Origin of the sequence: Pseudomonas putida (assembly GCF_002741075.1) — a bacterium.
GTDB classification, from domain to species: Bacteria; Pseudomonadota; Gammaproteobacteria; order Pseudomonadales; family Pseudomonadaceae; genus Aquipseudomonas; species Aquipseudomonas putida_T.
Genome location: NZ_CP016634.1, coordinates 3,049,333 through 3,065,898, shown reverse-complemented (window position 1 = coordinate 3,065,898; position 16,566 = coordinate 3,049,333). Strand labels below are relative to the sequence as shown.

The 16,566-nt window shown below is 58.2% G+C and carries 16 protein-coding genes and 6 pseudogenes; 16 read left to right on the top strand and 6 right to left on the bottom strand.

Annotated features, from left to right (window positions below; translation table 11 throughout):
- The first annotated feature begins 14 nt into the window (after nt 1–14).
- The 4 genes from IEC33019_RS14365 (at nt 15) to IEC33019_RS14350 (ending at nt 3,579) form a co-directional block, all read left to right on the top strand.
- Entirely contained in the window at nt 15–1,208 is a 1,194-nt protein-coding gene (locus tag IEC33019_RS14365; RefSeq protein ID WP_176601418.1) for a TniQ family protein, read from the top strand.
- Between the two features lie 51 nt (nt 1,209–1,259).
- A complete protein-coding gene (locus IEC33019_RS14360) occupies nt 1,260–1,874 on the top strand; it encodes a recombinase family protein (protein WP_099593669.1) in 615 nt (204 codons plus the stop codon).
- Between the two features lie 65 nt (nt 1,875–1,939).
- Nucleotides 1,940–2,743 carry an aminoglycoside O-phosphotransferase APH(3'')-Ib gene (gene aph(3'')-Ib / locus IEC33019_RS14355; protein ID WP_025464697.1) on the top strand — a complete coding sequence of 268 codons (804 nt, stop codon included), beginning with the start codon at nt 1,940–1,942 and terminating at the stop codon, nt 2,741–2,743.
- Nucleotides 2,743–3,579 (top strand): APH(6)-I family aminoglycoside O-phosphotransferase, encoded by an 837-nt coding sequence (locus tag IEC33019_RS14350; RefSeq protein WP_000480959.1) that lies wholly within the window; start codon nt 2,743–2,745, stop codon nt 3,577–3,579. The genes aph(3'')-Ib and IEC33019_RS14350 overlap by 1 nt, the downstream gene beginning before the upstream one ends.
- Before the next feature lie 637 nt (nt 3,580–4,216).
- On the opposite strand, the gene IEC33019_RS14335 is transcribed toward IEC33019_RS14350, so the two are convergent.
- Nucleotides 4,217–5,059: a helix-turn-helix transcriptional regulator gene (locus tag IEC33019_RS14335; RefSeq protein WP_049275859.1), complete on the bottom strand. Its 843-nt coding sequence runs from the start codon at nt 5,057–5,059 to the stop codon at nt 4,217–4,219.
- 117 nt (nt 5,060–5,176) lie between these two features.
- Here IEC33019_RS14335 and IEC33019_RS14330 point away from each other — a divergent pair, with 117 nt between their 5' ends.
- The 4 genes and pseudogenes from IEC33019_RS14330 (at nt 5,177) to IEC33019_RS27620 (ending at nt 6,960) form a co-directional block, all read left to right on the top strand.
- Complete coding sequence (locus IEC33019_RS14330) at nt 5,177–5,710, top strand: carboxymuconolactone decarboxylase family protein (protein ID WP_020309197.1); 534 nt, start codon at nt 5,177–5,179, stop codon at nt 5,708–5,710.
- 27 nt (nt 5,711–5,737) lie between these two features.
- Nucleotides 5,738–6,286 (top strand): annotated as a pseudogene (locus IEC33019_RS14325) (cytochrome P460 family protein).
- A 28-nt stretch (nt 6,287–6,314) separates the two neighbouring features.
- A pseudogene (locus IEC33019_RS28205) lies at nt 6,315–6,635 on the top strand (uracil-DNA glycosylase family protein); the annotation flags it as partial.
- 61 nt (nt 6,636–6,696) lie between these two features.
- Complete coding sequence (locus IEC33019_RS27620; protein WP_003830781.1) at nt 6,697–6,960, top strand: uracil-DNA glycosylase family protein; 264 nt, start codon at nt 6,697–6,699, stop codon at nt 6,958–6,960.
- Nucleotides 6,961–7,143: 183 nt separating this feature from the next.
- Here the strand turns inward: IEC33019_RS27620 and IEC33019_RS14310 are convergent, their stop codons facing one another.
- Complete coding sequence (locus IEC33019_RS14310; protein ID WP_003465017.1) at nt 7,144–8,028, bottom strand: LysR family transcriptional regulator; 885 nt, start codon at nt 8,026–8,028, stop codon at nt 7,144–7,146.
- Nucleotides 8,029–8,142: 114 nt separating this feature from the next.
- On the opposite strand from IEC33019_RS14310, the gene argC reads away from it, so the two are divergent.
- From argC to IEC33019_RS14290, 4 genes and pseudogenes are all read left to right on the top strand, one after another.
- Nucleotides 8,143–9,072, top strand: coding sequence for an N-acetyl-gamma-glutamyl-phosphate reductase (gene argC, locus IEC33019_RS14305; RefSeq protein ID WP_049275860.1), 930 nt, complete (start codon nt 8,143–8,145; stop codon nt 9,070–9,072).
- A 413-nt stretch (nt 9,073–9,485) separates the two neighbouring features.
- A pseudogene (locus tag IEC33019_RS27830) lies at nt 9,486–9,641 on the top strand (OmpA family protein); the annotation flags it as partial.
- Between the two features lie 414 nt (nt 9,642–10,055).
- Nucleotides 10,056–10,682, top strand: coding sequence for a DNA methyltransferase (locus IEC33019_RS14295; protein WP_099593662.1), 627 nt, complete (start codon nt 10,056–10,058; stop codon nt 10,680–10,682).
- A 24-nt stretch (nt 10,683–10,706) separates the two neighbouring features.
- A complete protein-coding gene (locus IEC33019_RS14290; RefSeq protein WP_003465026.1) occupies nt 10,707–11,735 on the top strand; it encodes an IS30 family transposase in 1,029 nt (342 codons plus the stop codon).
- Here the strand turns inward: IEC33019_RS14290 and IEC33019_RS27380 are convergent.
- The 4 genes and pseudogenes from IEC33019_RS27380 to IEC33019_RS14280 all read right to left on the bottom strand — a co-directional run.
- Nucleotides 11,724–11,984, bottom strand: a complete 261-nt coding sequence (locus IEC33019_RS27380) for a hypothetical protein (RefSeq protein WP_047296649.1) — start codon at nt 11,982–11,984, stop codon at nt 11,724–11,726. The genes IEC33019_RS14290 and IEC33019_RS27380 overlap by 12 nt on opposite strands.
- A 41-nt stretch (nt 11,985–12,025) precedes the next feature.
- The gene (locus tag IEC33019_RS27375; RefSeq protein WP_052959448.1) at nt 12,026–12,397 is read right to left on the bottom strand and encodes a hypothetical protein; all 372 of its coding nucleotides are present in this window, start codon (nt 12,395–12,397) and stop codon (nt 12,026–12,028) included.
- Between the two features lie 400 nt (nt 12,398–12,797).
- Nucleotides 12,798–13,274 (bottom strand): DM13 domain-containing protein, encoded by a 477-nt coding sequence (locus tag IEC33019_RS14285; protein ID WP_011711661.1) that lies wholly within the window; start codon nt 13,272–13,274, stop codon nt 12,798–12,800.
- A gap of 154 nt (nt 13,275–13,428) precedes the next feature.
- Nucleotides 13,429–13,665, bottom strand: a pseudogene (locus IEC33019_RS14280) (IS3 family transposase); the annotation flags it as partial.
- Between the two features lie 99 nt (nt 13,666–13,764).
- On the opposite strand from IEC33019_RS14280, the gene IEC33019_RS14270 reads away from it, so the two are divergent.
- The 4 genes and pseudogenes from IEC33019_RS14270 to IEC33019_RS14255 all read left to right on the top strand — a co-directional run bounded on the left by IEC33019_RS14270 (nt 13,765) and on the right by IEC33019_RS14255 (nt 16,531).
- Complete coding sequence (locus tag IEC33019_RS14270) at nt 13,765–14,967, top strand: ISL3 family transposase (RefSeq protein ID WP_003464938.1); 1,203 nt, start codon at nt 13,765–13,767, stop codon at nt 14,965–14,967.
- A gap of 369 nt (nt 14,968–15,336) precedes the next feature.
- Nucleotides 15,337–15,495, top strand: a pseudogene (locus IEC33019_RS14265) (MerR family transcriptional regulator); the annotation flags it as partial.
- 91 nt (nt 15,496–15,586) lie between these two features.
- Nucleotides 15,587–15,784: pseudogene (locus IEC33019_RS14260) on the top strand (SDR family oxidoreductase); the annotation flags it as partial.
- 69 nt (nt 15,785–15,853) lie between these two features.
- Nucleotides 15,854–16,531, top strand: a complete 678-nt coding sequence (locus IEC33019_RS14255) for a GntR family transcriptional regulator (RefSeq protein ID WP_016487046.1) — start codon at nt 15,854–15,856, stop codon at nt 16,529–16,531.
- Nucleotides 16,532–16,566: the final 35 nt, after the last annotated feature.

Here is a 16,566-nt window from a genome sequence, read left to right as displayed (position 1 = left end):
CGCCACGCTGGCCACTGCATCCGGCACCCAGGGAAGCCGAAGCCCTGTCTTCGTGGCTCAACCGCGTGGCCCTTTGCTATCACATGGAAGTGTCCGAGCTGCTGGAGCACGATCTTGGTCACGGCCAGGTTGATGACCTGGACACCGCGCCACCACTGGCGCTGCTGGCGATGCTCTCCCAGCGGAGCGGTATCGAGCTGGATCGGCTGCGCTGCATGAGTTTCGCCGGCTGGGTGCCTTGGCTACTGGACAGCCTTGATGATCAGATTCCAGCCGCATTGGAAACCTATGCGTTCCAGCTCTCGGTACTGCTGCCGAGACTCCGCCGTAAGACGCGATCCATCACGAGCTGGCGTGCCTGGCTGCCCACCCAACCGATACACCGCGCCTGTCCGCTCTGCCTGAACGATCCGGAGAACCAAGCCGTACTGCTCGCGTGGAAGCTGCCCCTGATGCTGAGCTGCCCACTGCATGGCTGCTGGCTGGAATCCTATTGGGGCGTGCCAGGGCGGTTTCTCGGCTGGGAGAACGCCGACGCCGAACCGCGCACTGCCAGCGACGCGATTGCGGCGATGGACCAGCGTACCTGGCAGGCACTGACGACCGGCCACGTGGAGTTGCCGCGCCGACGCATCCACGCCGGATTGTGGTTTAGGCTGCTACGCACGCTGCTCGATGAGCTGAACACCCCGCTTTCGACGTGCGGCACCTACGCGGGGTATCTCCGCCAAATCTGGGAATGCTGCGGGCATCCGCTGCGTGCTGGGCAAAGTCTGTGGCGACCGTATGAAACCCTGAACCCGGCAGTACGGTTGCAGATGCTGGAGGCGGCGGCAACGGCAATCAGCTTGATTGAGGTGAGGGATATAAGCCCGCCAGGCGAGCACGCAAAGCTATTCTGGTCCGAGCCCCAAACCGGGTTCACCAGTGGCCTGCCGGCGAAAGCGCCGAAGCCCGAACCCGTCGATCACTGGCAGCGTGCAATCCAGGCCATTGATGAGGCCATCATTGAAGCACGACACAACCCCGAGACGGCACGCTCGCTGTTCGCGTTGGCTTCCTATGGTCGGCGCGACCCCGCTTCCTTGGAACAGTTGCGCGCCACCTTCGCGAAGGAAGGCATCCCCCCGGAATTTCTGTCACATTATGAGCCTAGCCTACCCTTTGCATGCCTTAGACAGAATGACGGGTTAAGTGACAAATTTTGACGTGCAGAGCTTCCCGATGCAAACTGTCACATAATCGAACGTTTGTGATACATGCTGATCGGATATGCCCGCGTCTCCAAAGCCGATGGCTCGCAGTCTCTCGACCTGCAGCACGACGCCTTGCGCGCCGCAGGTGTCGAACGGGACAATATCTATGATGATCTTGCTTCCGGCGGTCGTGATGATCGCCCTGGTTTGACCGCTTGCCTCAAGTCATTGCGTGACGGCGATGTGCTGGTGGTCTGGAAGCTCGATCGCCTCGGACGATCGCTTGCCCATCTGGTCAACACGGTGAAGGAGCTGTCAGACCGCAAGATCGGCCTGCGGGTTCTGACTGAAAAGGGCGCTCAGATCGACACCACGACTGCGTCCGGTCGCATGGTGTTCGGAATCTTCGCCACCTTGGCTGAGTTCGAGCGGGATCTGATCCGAGAGCGCACCATGGCGGGTCTCGCCTCCGCGAGAGCGCGCGGTCGCAAGGGCGGACGAAAATTCGCGCTCACCAAAGCTCAGGTGCGTCTCGCGCAAGCCGCCATGGCCCAGCGCGATACTTCAGTTTCCGATCTCTGCAAGGAACTTGGCATCGAGCGCGTCACTCTCTACCGGTACGTCGGCCCCAAAGGCGAGCTCAGAGACCATGGAAAGCATGTTCTTGGCCTTGCATAGCAACTCTTTTCTTTTCGCAGGTTGAGCCACCTCCGCGCCTCATCAGCAAACTGAAGGAACCTCCATTGAATCGGACTTATATTTTTTTGGGTGAATCGCATTCTGACTGGTTGCCTGTCAGAGGCGGAGAATCCGGTGATTTTGTTTTTCGACGTGGTGACGGGCATGCCTTCGCGAAAATCGCACCTGCTTCCCGTCGCGGTGAGCTCGCTGGAGAGCGTGACCGCCTCATTTGGCTCAAAGGTCGAGGTGTGGCTTGCCCCGAGGTAATCAACTGGCAGGAGGAACAGGAGGGCGCATGCCTAGTGATAACGGCAATTCCGGGAGTACCGGCGGCGGATCTGTCTGGAGCAGATTTGCTCAAAGCGTGGCCGTCAATGGGGCAGCAACTTGGGGCTGTTCACAGCCTATCGGTTGATCAATGTCCGTTTGAGCGCAGGCTGTCGCGAATGATCGGACGCGCCGTTGATGTGGTGTCCCGCAATGCCGTCAATCCCGACTTCTTACCTGACGAGGACAAGAGTACGCCGCAGCTCGATCTTTTGGCTCGTGTCGAACGAGAGCTACCGGTGCGGCTCGACCAAGAGCGCACCGATATGGTTGTTTGCCATGGTGATCCCTGCATGCCGAACTTCATGGTAGACCCTAGAACTCTTCAATGTACGGGTCTGATCGACCTTGGGCGGCTCGGAACAGCAGATCGCTATGCCGATTTGGCACTCATGATTGCTAACGCCGAAGAGAACTGGGCAGCGCCAGATGAAGCAGAGCGCGCCTTCGCTGTCCTATTCAATGTATTGGGGATCGAAGCCCCCGACCGCGAACGCCTTGCCTTCTATCTGCGATTGGACCCTCTTACTTGGGGTTGATGTTCATGCCGCCTGTTTTTCCTGCTCATTGGCACGTTTCCCAACCTGTTCTCATTGCGGACACCTTTTCCAGCCTCGTTTGGAAAGTTTTTTTGCCAGACGGGACTCCTGCAATCGTCAAAGGATTGAAACCTATAGAAGACATTGCTGATGAACTGCGCGGGGCCGACTATCTGGTATGGCGCAGTGGGAGGGGAGCAGTCCGGTTGCTCGGTCGTGAGAACAATCTGATGTTGCTCGAATATGCCGGGGAGCGAATGCTCTCTCACATCGTTGCCGAGCACGGCGACTACCAGGCGACCGAAATTGCAGCGGAACTGATGGCGAAGCTGTATGCCGCATCTGAGGAACCCCTGCCTTCTGCTCTTCTCCCGATCCGGGAGCGCTTTGCAGCTTTGTTTCAGCGGGCGCGTGACGATCAAAACGCAGGTCGTCAAACTGACTACGTCCACGCGGCGATTATAGCCGATCAAATGATGAGCAATGCCTCGGAACTGCGTGGGCTACATGGCGATCTGCATCATGAAAATATCATGTTCTCCAGTCGCGGCTGGCTGGTGATAGATCCAGTCGGTCTGGTCGGTGAAGTGGGCTTTGGCGCCGCCAATATGTTCTACGATCCGGCTGACAGAGACGACCTTTGTCTCGATCCTAGACGCATTGCACAGATGGCGGACGCATTCTCTCGTGCGCTGGACGTCGATCCGCGTCGGCTGCTCGACCAGGCGTACGCTTACGGGTGTCTTTCCGCGGCTTGGAACGCGGATGGAGAAGAGGAGCAACGCGATCTAGCTATCGCGGCCGCAATCAAGCACGTGCGACAGACGTCATACTAGATATCAAGCGACTTCTCCTATCCCCTGGGAACACATCAATCTTACCGGAGAATATCGTTGGCCAAAGCCTTAGCGTAGGATTTCGCCCCCTCCCGCAAACGACCCCCTATAGTGCAGTCGGCTTCTGACGTTCAGTGCAGCCGTCTTCTGAAAACGACAGCAACCCTCGCGCAAACCCGCATTGCTGACATCCAGCTACAGTCTCCAGCTTTCAATATCCGACTACACTGGACTCTCACTGAATAGTTGGACAAAGCCATGTTGATTGGATACGCCCGTGTCTCTGTCGTTTTCAGAAGACGGCTGCACTGAACGTCAGAAGCCGACTGCACTATAGCAGCGGAGGGGTTGGATCCATCAGGCAACGACGGGCTGCTGCCGGCCAATAGCCGACAATGACGACACTGGAAATCCCCGCCTGTGAGCGTCGGCTCAGGGCGGGACAGCGTCATCCAGCTACCTGCGCCACTGACTCAGCCTTGTCCAGCCGGCCGCGCCGCACGAACAGACTGACCAGCCGTTGACGGATCGCCACCTGGAGTTCCGCCAGTTGTTCCGGCGTGATGCGAATTTCACCCGCTCGACGAGCGCAACACCGGCGCCGCCTACGCCAAGAACCGGCGAATCGAACTCAAACTCACGAACCGCTGAGCGCCGCGTCACCGCGCTGCTGCGCCAGCCAGTCGCGCGGGGCGCAGCCCATGCGCACGCGGAAGGCGCGCGCCAGAGCGTTCGGGCTGCCGTAGCCGACGCGGTCGGCCACCACCGCCACCGGCCGCCCCTGCTTGAGCAGGGTGCAACTGACGTTCATCCGCCAGTCGGCCAGATAGTCGCCCGGCGTGACGCCCACCGCGTCCTTGAACGCGGCGGCGAAGCGCGCGCGTGACATGCCCGCCTTCGCCGCCAGCGCCTCGAGCGACCACGCGGTCTGCGGCGCATCGTGCATGGCGGTTATGGCGCGCGCGAGTTTCGGGTCGGCCAGGCCCGCCAGCAGTCCGGTGGCGCCAAGCCGCCCATCCATCAGATAACGCAGCAACTGGATCAGTAGCAACTCGCACAAGCGGTCGATGGCGGCCTGCCGACCGCACTGGTCGCGCTCGGCTTCGGCAAACAGCAACTCTAGCGTCGGCCCGAGGCCGGGCAAGTCCGCCAACGGAATCAGCAGCATCGACGGCAAGGCCATGGCCAACGGATTGCCCGTCGAAGCGCCCAGGTCGACCTCCGCACACAACCGCTCAGCGGTATCGCCGGGGGCGGCGACAAAACGATGCGACGCCACGCGCGGATAAAACAGCAGGCTCGGCTCGGTAACCAGCAGATCTTCATGCACGGGCGAACGCACCGTAATCGGGCCGCGCCGCACCAGATGGATATAGCCATGCGGCGCCGCGTAATGATGCTGCCCACAGAAGGCGCCGCTGTGAAAAACGCGCGCCGAAAGCGAGTAGTGCCGGAGCAAGCCGGCCAGTCGATCCGCCATTCCACTCTCCATATAAGACGATAGGTTACGTATTTGATACTTTACGTGCCATATCGTACCAAACAAAGGGCGATCATGCCCACGTGCTCTTGCACCTCACCCACTACGGAGATAGACATGACCCAAATCGCCCCCCTGACCATCGACACCGCTGACGCCGCTACCGCTGCCACACTCAAGGCCGTCAAAGCCAAGCTTGGCATGGTGCCGAACCTGTTCGCCACGCTGGCCCACGCGCCGGCGGCGCTCAATGGCTACCTCGGCTTGTCCGAAACGCTGGGCACCGGCCGCCTGAATGCCTCCCAGCGCGAGATCGTTGCGCTCGCTGCCGGTCAAGCCAATCGCTGCCAGTATTGCCTGAGCGCACACACCCTGATCGGCAAAGGTGCCGGACTGTCGGCAGAGGCCATCGCCGCGGCCCGCACCGGCCAGGCGGCCAACGCACTTGACGATGCAATCGCCGGCTTTGCCCGCGCGCTGGTCGAGCAACGCGGCGTGGTGTCGGCCGACGCCATGGCCAACTACCGCCGCGCGGGGCTCGACGACGGCCTGATACTGGAAGTGATCGCCAACGTCGCGCTGAACACGCTCACCAACTACACCAACCACATCGCCGACACCACGGTGGATTTCCCCGTGGTCGCCGTCTGATCTCCATAGGCATATAAGGAGAACACGATGAAAATCGCACTCACCGGCGCTCTGCTCGCCAGCGCCCTCGTCCTGCCACTGGCCGTCACGGCCGGCGACTTTTCGCCCTATGTGGACAGCCAGGGCGGCATCAGCCGCCCCACAGACTTCCGCACAAACTTCGTCCACCTGGGCTCATATGCGGTGTTGGACGAAAAATCCGCCTCTCGCGGCTTGCACGATGTGTACACCGAAAAGGCCTCGGCCGAGCACTACCGCAAGACCGGCAAGTTCTTGGACGGCGCCACGCTGGTGAAAGAGATCCGCAAGCTCGAAACCAGCGCCATGACCACTGGCAACCCTGTGGTCTGGGGTTCCGATGCGGCCGTGTGGTTCGTGATGGTCTAGGACGCCAAAGGCCGTTTCGCCAGCAACCCCTTGTGGGGCGACGGCTGGGGCTGGGCGCTGTTCAAGGCCGACGCCCCCGCCAAGAATGTCGCCGTCAGCTACGAAGCCGACTGCATGGGCTGCCATGTGCCGGCGGCCAAGACCGACCGCGTATTCATCCAGGGCTATCCGACACTGACCCAGCACTGACTTGCTGCCGGGTTACGCTTCGCGCAGGATGGCACCTCCGTCCTGCGCGAGCCACCCTTTCCGGAAGCGCGCCATGCCGACACTCGACGCCTTTCTGACCGACGTCCGCGCCTGCACGCGCTGCGCACCGCATCTGCCACACGGCGTGCAGCCGGTCTTCCAGTTTCACCCGAGTGCGCCCATCCTCATCGCCGGCCAAGCACCGGGGGCCCGGGTCCATGCCTCAGGCGTGCCCTTCGACGACGCCAGCGGCGCGCGTCTGCGCGCCTGGCTGGGCGTGGACCGCGACACCTTCTACGACCCTACCCGCATCGCCATTCTGCCCATGGGCTTCTGTTATCCGGGCACCGGCAAAAGCGGTGACCTGCCGCTACGCCCGGAGTGCGCCCCCCGCCTGGCGCGAAGCCTTCATGCAGCGTTTCGAGCGCCTGTCGCTGGTCATCGTGCTGGGCAGCTACGCCATGGACTACCACCTCGGTACTGGCAAGACGCCGCTCACCCGGGTGGTCGAAGCCTGGCGCGAGCACTGGCCGCAAGCGTTCCCCCTGCCTCACCCTAGCCCGCGCAACAATCGCTGGCTGGTGCGCAACCCCTGGTTCCAACAAGACGTGCTGCCCGCGCTGCAAGCACGCGTCCAGGCAGTCCTCACCGCCAACCCCAAGGAAACCCCATGACCGACGACACCGCCGCCATTACCGAGCTGCTGCACAAGTACTACGACACCCTGGCCTGGGCGAACGGAGACAGGCACCGGCTTTGGAGCGATGAACGACGGCTTCAGGTGCGGTAGCTGACGCCTGGGACCTCAATCACCGTATGACCGGGTCGAAAGCGGTCCTTTCTCTGACAACATCGCCCTAGCCCGCACTCAACCCCCACAACACATCCAGCACATGTTGCGTAGGCCGCTCGACGTCCCCACCACGGTGGGCAATACCAAGTTGACGCCACAATAAGGGCTGTAATGGCCGCATGACGATCCTGGTATCGGGCAATGGCGTGGAGGCTTCATGCGGCAACAACGTCGCACCATAACCGGCCGCCACTAGGCTTTTGATCGCATCGTTGTAGTTCAGTTGAATACGCGGCGTGGGCTGCCGTCCATCACTGGCGAACCACTCCGAGGTCAAGCGCGAAAGCCGAGTAGTTTTGTCATTCAGAATTAATGGCTGGGCGGCCAGCCAACCGGGGGTCACAACATCCGGGCATTCCCAGCGAGCCGGCAAGAAGGCCATGACCGGGTCCCGCCGCCATGGCTCGATCCGCAATTCCTTCACCGGGGTCTGTGGCAGCGCGACCAGACCGATCTCCAAAGAGCCCTCGGCAAGCTTCTTCAAAGTTTCCTGCGACGTGAGCACCGCGACCTGCACATCGATAGCGGGGTGGCGTTGGCCCAACGTCTCCAAAGCTTGCGGCATCAACTGTGCGATGGCCCCTGTGGAGGCACCCAGCCGCACACGCCCGGCCAAGCCCTGCACCTGACGCTCCACGTCCTCAAGCGCCTGCTCCGCATCCGCCAACAGGCGCCGCGCGCGCTCCACCAGCGTTTCTCCAATCGCCGAAGGCTGAATGCGCCCACGTGTGCGCGACAACAGCTTTCCGCCAACCCGCGACTCCAGGTCGGCAATATGCAAACTGACCGTGGGTGGCGCGAGGTGCAGCACACGGGCCGCCTCGGCAAACGAACCCAGGTCGGCAATGGCCACCAACGTGCGCAGACGGTCCAGGCTGATTTCGCGCATGAGTCACTCCTTGTTCAGAAAAGCTGAATTTCATCGTTTAGAAATTCAACTTTTCCTATCTTAGCCCCTCACTGAAGATTGGAACTCCTGATTTCCTATGTCCGAGAGCATTCCATGGCAAGTCCTCTTATATTCATCGACGGCGACCAAGGCACCACCGGGTTGCAAATCCATCAACGTCTACGCGACCGGACCGATCTGCGGCTTATCACGCTCAGCCCCGAACATCGCAAGGATCCGCAACGTCGCGCCGAAATCATCAACGCCTGCGACATCGCGATTCTCTGCTTGCCCGACCAAGCCGCACGCGACGCTGTAGCGAGCATCGAAAACCCCGCCGTTCGGGTGATCGATGCGAGTTCGGCGCACCGCACCCATCTAGACTGGACCTATGGTTTCGCGGAGATGAACTCGCAGCAGGCCCAACGCATCGCCACGGCACGGCGGGTCAGCAATCCCGGTTGCTATCCCACGGGGGCGATAGGGCTGCTGCGCCCATTGCTGGAGGCCGGGTTGCTGCCCAGGGACTATCCGACGAACATTCATGCTGTGTCGGGCTATTCCGGAAAAGGGCGCGTTGGCGTGCAAGAGCATGAGGGAGAGGGCGCATCACAGGCGCCCGCGTTTCAGGTTTATGGTCTGGGGCTGGCACACAAACATATTCCGGAGATTCAGCAGCAAAGCGGTCTGATGGAGCGGCCGATGTTTGTGCCGGCTTATGGGGCTTTTCGGCAGGGGATCGTGCTGACCATACCGTTGCAACTTCGCTTGTTGGCGCCGGGCGTGGATGCGGTGCGGTTGCATGCGTGTCTTATGCAGCACTACGTCGATGCGGACCATGTACAGGTGATGTCGATGCAGGAGGCCAAAGGGTTGACGTGCCTTGATCCTCAGGCGCTTAACGGGACTGATAGTTTGCGATTGGTGGTGTGTGAAAATGATGAGACGGGGCAGGTTTTGTTGGCTGCGGTGTTTGACAATCTTGGGAAGGGAGCCGCTGGAGCGGCGGTGCAGAATCTGGATTTGATGGTTGCAGGAACATGACTCCGACTACCCACTGGCTCTAGAGTCTATGGCTCGAATTTTCGAGCGGTTGTTTCCTCTCTGTTTATGGCCTGGCATCGACGGCATTAAACGAGTCGAAAACAGAATCTACGCGTGTCAGCAGTTTGCAATCCAGTCAGGCTTTGAAGTTAAACGGTCGTCCACGACAGGCAGCAATCGGCCAACAGCGGCCGTTTTAGAGTAGGGAAAATAAATCCCCTTTTCTGCTGTCTACGCTTCGCAGCGCCGGTTACCCGGTCACCACGCAAGACTCGCTTCCGGTCGGTGGCTAACCTTTACCGGGCGGGGGTCATACCCGCTGGGTTTCTTACGCCATTTCGTGACGGCTTGCGCCGTCATTCCCAGGCGACCAAGCTTTGCCTGGCGCACATAAATCAGTCCCCTTTTTCTCTTTGCGCAGCAATGGCGTCGATCCTTCGCGCCTGCAAACCTTTGGTGCAGGCTCCAGCTCGCCCATTGCCCCCAACGACACCGCCGAGGGTCGCGCCCAAAATCGCCGCGTTGAAATCAAACTGGTGCCCCGTAGCGGCGCTGTAGCTCAAGGGTAATGGTGCCTTGGTGCTCTTTTCGTCGGATGCCCAGCTATCTTTTAATGGGTTACGGGCGATTTGCAGTGGGCTCCAAAACCTGGCCTCAGGAGGTGCAAGCTCCCGTGGCACCGGCTTTGGACTGGGCAGACCAATACGCCGGCCCATAAGCCCATAAGGATCCCGGCCTCGGCCGGGTTCTTTATGCCCGCTTCGCGGGCTTGAGCCCAGAAGGGAGCGGCGTGCGCCGGATTCGCATCTGCCAGCCAGTACGCAGCCCGTTTGGAACTCAGTTGATCCGTCTTTTTCAACGGTTTAACAGCCAAATCAATACGTTCACAAGTACACTCGCCACCCTAGGGATGGTGAAGCATCCACGAGCGGTACTAGAATTTTCAGCTTTTCGGTGCCGCCGCACGAATTCAAGGGGCAAGCATGGATTACGAACAACTGCCGAGGGCCGCCTTGGTCCGTATGCTGCAGGAGCATGATGCGGCGCTTGCCGATGCTGGCAAGAATGGCATCGTTATGAGTTACACCGGGCGGGCTGCTCCCTGGCAGATCATCCGCCAGGTCAAGCCGAAGCTGCATCGTATTATCAAGAAAGTATCCTTTGGAGAGGAAACCGCCCAGTCAGAGAATGAGATCTGGGACGGTGAAAACCTTTCTGCGATGGTCACGCTCTATAAATATCGTGGTCAAGTTGATCTTGTAGTAACAGACCCGCCGTACAACACCGGCGAGGACTTCCGCTATAACGACAAGTGGGACAAGGATCCAAACGATCCAGATCTCGGCGATGTAGTTCCTAAAGATGATGGGTCCAAGCACAGCAAATGGTTGCGCTTCATGACACCCAGAAACTGGATGATGCGTGAGATGCTAACCCCAGGCGGGGTTATGGCTATCTGTATTGATCATAGGGAACTATTTAGACTTGGCATGCTCATGGACGAAATCTTCGGCGAAGAGAATCGCATTGGCATAATCAATTGGCAGAAAAGCTATTCACCTCGCAGTGATAATAAGGGGGCGGCGGCGAAAACTGAGTGCAACACCTGACCTTTCCGGTACGGTGCTGTCCCTATGTCTTATTCCGAACTCAGCGTTGAAGAGCGCGCCACCATTCAAATCGGTCATGCCCAAGGTTTCAGCCTGCGCGGGATTGCCTGCTTGATCAACCGATCCCCTTCGACCATCAGCCGGGAGCTGCGCCGCAATCGAGATGCCTGTGGCGGCTACTCGGCCCGCGTGGCCCAGCAGCAGATGCAGGCCCGCCGTCAGGTGTGTCGACCGAAGCAAAAGCTGTTGCCGGGTAGCGAGCGCTTCGAATTGGTGGCGCATATGCTGCGTGAGCGTTTGTCTCCCGAGCAGATTGCCGGCAAGCTGCGCAGCATGAATATTCCCAGCCTCAGAGATGCCTACGTCTGTCGCGAGACGATCTATAACGCGATCTATGCCTTGCCAGTCGGCGAGCTGCGTAAAGAGCTGATCATCTGCCTGCGCCAAAGCAAGACGATGCGCAGGCCGCGCTCTGGCGGCGTGGATCGGCGCGGTCAGATCCCTGAGAGGGTCAGTATTCATGTACGTCCGCCGGAGATCGAAGACCGACTGATGCCAGGGCATTGGGAAGGCGACCTGATCAAGGGCAAGGCCAACGCCTCGTCTGTAGGTACGCTGGTGGAGCGCACCAGTGGCTACCTGATGCTGGTGAAGATGAACGACGCGACGGCGACCTCGGCGATGGAAGGCTTCAGTGCAGCGCTCAATGGCATGCCGCTGGCGATGCGCAAGAGCATGACCTACGACCAGGGCCGAGAAATGGCGCGGCATGCTGAAATCACCCAGCAGACCGGGGTGGCGATTTACTTCTGCGACCCGCACAGCCCTTGGCAGCGCGGCAGTAACGAAAACATCAATGGCCTGATCCGCCAGTACCTGCCCAAGGGCACGGACTTGTCGGTGCATAGCCAGGAGGAACTGGATGCCATCGCACTGCAACTGAACATGCGCCCCCGTAAGCGCTTCGACTTCAAGTGTCCGATCGAGGTTATGGACGAGGTGATGCAGGAAGCTATGGCTATGCGGCATGATGCTCCAGCTTCAATTCAATAACCGTGTTGCACTCAGCTCCTGTAACCGCCCTGTGTAATTTCTTACATTGGCTCTATAGTGTGCATAATTTTTATGGAATGAATTGAGTATTTCTATAACCTTATCCAGCTGCAGTTGTTTTTTAGTGATATGAAGTTTTTTGGTCTCTGCCGAAGTATTGGTCAGCGCGACGAGATAGCCAAACATTCCAGCGATCAACGCTCCCATACCAATTTTCACGGCATCCGAGGCAATATTTATCCACTCCACGCTCCCTCCATTGCGCTTATCACGCCAGCTATTTTTGACACTTAGTCCATGCTTGGAGTACTGGCATGTCTTCCTATATGACCATCAGGCCCTCGCGCGCAAACACACATCCGAGACAGGCCTGCATCGGAGTAACATACGAGGGTTGTTTGCGCTTCAATGCGGTTTTCTTTTAAGTAACTTTCTTTAATCGGCCTGATCCACTGTTCGCGCCCATCCACATCGGTTGTTTCCAGAAGCACCTCATCTTCTTGTAGATCAAAGTGTTTGTGCAGTAGTGCCACGCCAAATCTGTCTATGCAGTTGTGCTTTTTCAATATTTCAAATATTTCATTTAGACATGGCAGGTCCTCATCGTCTATGGGTCTAACATTGTCGATATGGTTAATTTCACCCCACAGTAAAGAAATCATTTTATTTATCTCCACTATGAACGTTTAACTAGCGAAATGTTACAGATTTAATAGGGGTCTTAGTCTGCGAATCTTCATGGGAGACGGGACTAATCAGAGCCCTCGCTCTTGGATAACATTAGACGCTCGCGCGCAAAATTCCACCCATTCCGATAAGGCGGCGTATAGAGCCTTAGCGGCATCTGAGGTTGGCGCGTACTTATCTCTGTCGCAAGCCCATCTGGTGAACCGCTTCAGGGTATGCAGGCATCGTAGTCAGTGTCTGAGGGTCGGTTGAGGTCAATTTTGACTTCAAGAATCTAGACGTGGAGGGGAGGCCTCATGCCCGGCAAGACTTTAATTTCCATTGGCATGAGGCGCATGTTATTCGTGAACAGGCAAGATCCAAGTTTAAGCTTGTTTACTGATATTTTGCGGAGCCGATGAACTTAGAGAAATGCTCGCACCATATTTGGACCGTTGTAAACTCGTTGACGTTGACGCTTGCAGGAATGGTTTTCTTGAAATTCCCGAAGTTTTTCAATTCGCCAATCAGAATTGCTTCTTTCTTTATGTCCAAAAACGATTCTTTGTCGGTGGCTTGTTTCTTTGTCAGGTAAATTTTGTAGTCTGGACCAGGTGCTACATCACCTTTAAATACAATTTCGTTATCCGTAACAAAAAGTTGTCCATTCGCCCAGTGAAGGGCGTCGCTGCCTTTCTGATCTTTCTTGAACTCTCCGCTATACTTTGCCACCTTTTGCACTTCTTCAATTTCGGCGATGGTGGCGTTTTCTTGTGCTGTCAAAATCGGAAGTATATAGATCCCTAGCCCAACTCCCGCGCCAAACAGAGCCAGGTGGGACGCGAGCAGAATTATTTTTAATTGCTTTTTCATGGGTTGCCTCATACAGTGAGTTATTTGGTGTGTCCATCACAATCCATTAGTTCGAACAGGGTGCGGTATGTGCTGATAGCGATATTGTTAGTGGGGTGCTAGCTTAGCTACCATGACGGCATTTTTCAAGGTAGTTGTCGCGTCAACCGTCTAACTATGCCGCCATTTTCTCGTTCTGTTGCTCTCGATCCTGGTTCAACAACACGGTGCCGATCGGTTCCCAGTTACGCGTCCGGCCTGACCACCGCTCCGGTTTGTTTTCCTTGGCTCGTTCGTACAACTCATGTCGCCGGGCCAAGACCTGATGGTCCAGCCCTCGATGCCGCTCAGCCGGTGTGACGAACCGGATGCGGCTATGTCGGTGCTCGTTGTTGTACCACCGCATAAAATTGGTTCTTCGCGGAGTCTGGGGGAAGAGCGAGTTGACAGTCAGGGAAGCAGGTAAATTGGCAGTCGCCAAACACACCCTTCACCTGTCCCTGCTGTCGCCGTGCATCCTATTGATCTTGCCGCTTTCTGGCCAGGCTACGACGCCGTTACCTGTCGCCCATCTACCGATAACACCCTCCTCATTGAGCTTGAACCTCAAGCCGGCTCTCTTCCTAAGTGCGGGCGTTGTGGCCAGTTCAGCCCGTTGATTCACGATCGCCGGATTCGTCTGGTGCGTGATCGTGATCTGTTCGATCAGCGCGTCCTGCTTCAACTACCAGTGCGCCGAGTCGATTGCCTGAGTTGTGGGCGGGTGACCGAGCGGATCGACTGGTTGGAGCCAGCATCTCGGCTGACCCAGCGGTTACGGATATGGCTCGAAAGCTTGCTGCGGCTGCTGCCGATCAGCCACGTCAGCCAGCTCACCGGCCTGCATTGGCACACCCTCAAAACGCTCGATAAACGACGCCTTCAAGCCGAGGTAGGCAACTTCGATTCAACCGGTGTCCGCCGCCTGGTGATGGACGAGTTCGCCCTGCACAAAGGGCATCGCTATGCCACGGTCATCATGGATGCCGAGCGAACGCGGGTATTGTGGGTCGGCCACGGCAACAGCCGCGAGGCGGTCCGCCCGTTCTTTGAATTGCTCGGCAAGCACTGCCAGCAGATAGAGGCGGTGGCCATGGACATGAACACGGCTTTTGATTTGGAGGTGAAGAAGCATTGCCCGCAAGCCGAAGTGGTGTACGACCTGTTTCACGTCGTCGCGCGCTACGGTCGGGATGTGATCGACCGTATCCGGGTTGACCAGGCCAACCTCCTGCGCGAAGACAAGCCGGCACGAAAGGCGGTCAAGCAAAGCCGCTGGCTGCTGCTGCGCAATCGCAACAACCTGAAGGACGGACAAGCCGTGCAGCTTCAAGAACTACTCGCGGCCAACCAGCCGCTGGCTACGGTCTATGTCCTCAAGGATGCGCTGAAGGATGTCTGGTTCGCCCCCAGCGTACGAGAGGGCTGGCGCCGCTGGCGAACCTGGTTGCGGCACGCCCGGGACAGCGGCCTCGCGCCGCTACAGCGCTTCGCTCGCAACCTGCGCAAATACGCCCGAGGCATCCTCGCCAGTGCCAACTTCCATATGCATACCAGCGTCCTTGAGGGCGTCAACAACCGCATCAAGGTGATCAAGCGTATGGCCTATGGTTTTCGGGACTCGGAATACTTTTTCCTGAAAATCAAGGCTGCCTTCCCCGGGAAAGCGCGATGAACCTTTTTTTTGGCGATCACGCTCGGCCTGATGGTTGGCTGCTCGTCGAGTTCAAGTGCGATCTGATCAGTGAGCGGTAGCGCAAGTGGATCGCCTCAGCCAAGCAGCGTTGTTGCCGGCGGCCGGAAGAAAGCGGCGGGAAAGCCTTGAACTAGTAGCGGAAAGGATGAAACTTTATTTTTACGATTCTCAGCATTTTCCAAGGTTGAGCGAAAATTAGGATGATACTTTAATGATTCCGGCCTCCATCCCCACAAAACGCTTGCAGATGGCAGAATTGAAATAAGTCATTGTTTTAAATGGATTTTTGCAGGAATTGCTACGTTGCAGGGTCCTGTAGTTAGGATGACACTTTATTTTCCTCCCACAGAAACGCGAGCACGGGCTGCACGCAAGCTCGCGTTGATCGAGCAGAAGATGGCCGACTTGGTCGTCATGCAGCAACTGTTAGGCGAACTGGTGCAGCAATGTGATGCGGGAGACGGCGGAACGATCTGCCCGATCATCGAGGCACTGATCAGAGAGTAATGCCTGGCGGGTGAGCTGGAGATCGGAAAGCCCCTTTACGGTGGGATTCAGAGCTTACGTTGGTTTTTGGTTCCATTGCTCCCCAAACCCCGTCAATGCGATTGCACCGGGTGAGATCGAGACGTCGATCCTGTCTGCCGGGACCGAACTGATCGTCGATCAGCAGATCCCCATGCACCGCTTGGGCAAGCCGGAAGAAGTCGCATCCCTGGTGCATTTCCTCTGCACCCGAGGCGCGTCGTACATCAACGGTTCGGAGATTCATGTCAACGGTGGTCAGCACGTCTGAAATAATCTGGAAATCCCGGCCGGAAACTTCCATCATTCGGGCCGGGCATCCGCCGCAGATGAGCGATCAATGAGCAACCCCTACCCTATTCAAACCCTCAATCACTCTTACCTGGGCAGTGGCATCTACGAGTTGCTGCGCGAGGCACTGATCACCGGGCGTTTCCAGCCCGATGACCGCCTGCGCATCCGCGACCTGGCCGAACAACTGGGCACCAGCGTCACACCGGTGCGCGACGCGATCCTGCAACTGGCCAAGGAACAGGCGCTGATCCTCAAGACCCCGCGTGACATCCGCGTACCCATCCTCACCGCCGCGCAATACGGCGAGATCCGCAGCATCCGCCTGGCGCTTGAAGGCCTGGCTGCGGAGACGGCCGCCGCGCTGGTGACCGACAGCGAACTCGCAGACCTGCAAGCCTGCATCGAAAACAACATCGCCGCGATCAACGCCCAGGACTTGCAAGCCGCTCTCAAGTGCAATCAGCAATTTCACTACGCGCTGACCACCATCGCGCGCATGCCGGTGCTGGCGGGTTTGCTCGATAGCCTGTGGATGCGCACCGGCCCACTGATCGCCCGTGCCTATGGCAACTTCAACGAGCGCATGGCCATCGACCATCACTGGGAAGTGCTCGACGCACTCAAGCGCCGCGATGGCGCGGCGGCACGGGCGGCCATCTGCCGTGACATTCTCGATGGCAACGAGAAGATGCTCGAGTACATCGAGATGGCGCAGGCGGACTGATTGGCAGTCAATTCGACTGTTGACGAAACATAGAT